The following is a 1,730-nucleotide window of genomic DNA, read 5'->3' on the forward strand; positions in this document are numbered from 1 at the left end:
GGTGGCCGAGGCGGTCACGACGATGTCGTCGACGCGGGCCACGCGCGGATTGGTCTGGTCATCGACGGAGGCCAGGGCCGAGCCCGAGGCGAGAATGGTTGTGGTCATCAGGCACAGCCCGAGACCTCGCGAAACATTAGACATTGGCGCCCCCAAAGGCATTCGGAGAGGACAGGCGCCGTCTTGCGCGACACCTGTGTTGGCTGGGAATCTGACTGCGGCGAGCAGTCGGCGCGGTTAATAATCATTCGCAACAAGCCATCAATGTCGCATTCGGCATTGGGCCTATTCGGCAAAACGCATGACGGCAGAGGTGGCGTGGTGTGTCGGTCGACGGCGCCAGGCGCGAAAGTCGTAGCTATGCGATATGTGTGCGAGTAAGAGTCGTTCGCATCTTATCGGATCTGCATTCCTGACGGTTTGACCGGGCAGGAAGGGCGAACTCAAGAACGGGCATGGTCGGGCGTCTTCCCCAACACACTGATTTCACGCTGCTTCATCACCTGCTGGTGTTGATCGAGATGCGCAGCGTGTCGCGGGCGGCGGACCGGCTGGGCATCGGACAACCGGCGATGAGTCGGATTCTGGCGCGATTGCGGGACCAGTTCGCGGACGCCCTGCTGGTGCGGGGACCGCGTGGCATGACGTTGACGCCGCGCGCGGAGGCCCTGAGCGGGCCGCTTCGCCACTGGCTGCGGGATGGTGAGAATCTGCTGCGCGAACCCGAGCTGAATCTGCAGCAGGTGCGGCGCAGCTTCCATCTGGCCTCGACCGACTATGGCGCGCTGACGGTGCTGGCGCCGACCTTGGCGCAGATCGAACGCGAAGCCCTGGGCATCGGCCTGACGGTCGAGCCATTGTCGGACGCCAGCGTACGCCGGTTGGAGGAGGGGCAGCTTGATCTGCTGCTGACCGGCTGGGACCCGCAAGGCACCGGCCTGCAGTCGCGATGGCTGTTTCAGGAGGATTATCTGGGGCTGGCCCGCGCCGATCACCCGGTTCATGATAGCCGCCCGACGACGGATGACTTGCTGCGCTGGCCCCATGTGGCGACTTCGATTGGTGAAGGTTTCGGCGACTGGATCACCGATGAGAGGCCGGACATGGCCGACCGTCGCGTTCTGTGCCGGTCAGAGAGTTTCTCACTGACGCCCTATCTGCTGACAGAGGGGGAGGCGGTGGCCATCCTGCCGCGCCGTGCGGCCCGCCGGTTCGCCTCTGCGCACGGCCTGCGGACCTTTGCGGTTCCGCTGGGGCTGAAGCCGTTCGACTATTATCTGAGCTGGCATGAGCGGTCACAGGATGACCCTGCGACCCACTGGATGGTGGCGACCCTGGCCGCCGCCTTTGAGGACGGCGACGGGACGTCAGCGGGTCAGGAGGTGGAGGCCGCCTGTTCAGGTCCAGGGCGGCGCGCGGGCCACAGCACGACGACCAGCACCAGCGTCGCTCCGATAACATAGGGCGCGCCCGACGAGGCCTGATAGGCCAAGGTTCCGGCGATGGGGCCGACAACCGCCGCCAGTCCTTGCGCCGCGCCGACAGCGCCTGCTGCAGCGCCCTGTTCGTGGGCCTCGACAGCATTGGCGGCCAGCGCAGAGATCGCGGGATAGACCCAGCCCATGCCCGCCGCCGCCACGCCATAGGTCAGCCACAGCAAGGCGGGACTGTCGGCGAAGTTGACGCAGGCGAAACCGAGCGCCGCCACGACGCCGCCGATGCGGATGAAG

2 protein-coding genes are annotated in these 1,730 nt (G+C 65.9%); one reads left to right on the top strand and one right to left on the bottom strand.

The genetic code is table 11. The annotated features are described in order from the left end of the window. Positions 1–455: 455 nt before the first annotated feature. Positions 456–1,463, top strand: a complete 1,008-nt coding sequence (locus QZ281_RS06485; protein ID WP_292226147.1) for a LysR family transcriptional regulator — start codon at positions 456–458, stop codon at positions 1,461–1,463. Here the strand turns inward: QZ281_RS06485 and QZ281_RS06490 are convergent. Next, the coding region (locus tag QZ281_RS06490; protein WP_292226150.1) for an MFS transporter at positions 1,376–1,730 on the bottom strand (355 nt) is incomplete at its 5' end. The two genes, QZ281_RS06485 and QZ281_RS06490, sit on opposite strands and share 88 nt — an antisense overlap.

The organism is Brevundimonas sp. (assembly GCF_018608325.1).
In the GTDB taxonomy this organism is placed as follows: Bacteria; Pseudomonadota; Alphaproteobacteria; order Caulobacterales; family Caulobacteraceae; genus Brevundimonas.

Coding starts and splice junctions, on each gene's coding strand:
- QZ281_RS06485 (WP_292226147.1), top strand. CDS start 456: ATGGTCGGGCGTCTTCCCCAACACACTGATTTCACGCTGCTTCATCAC.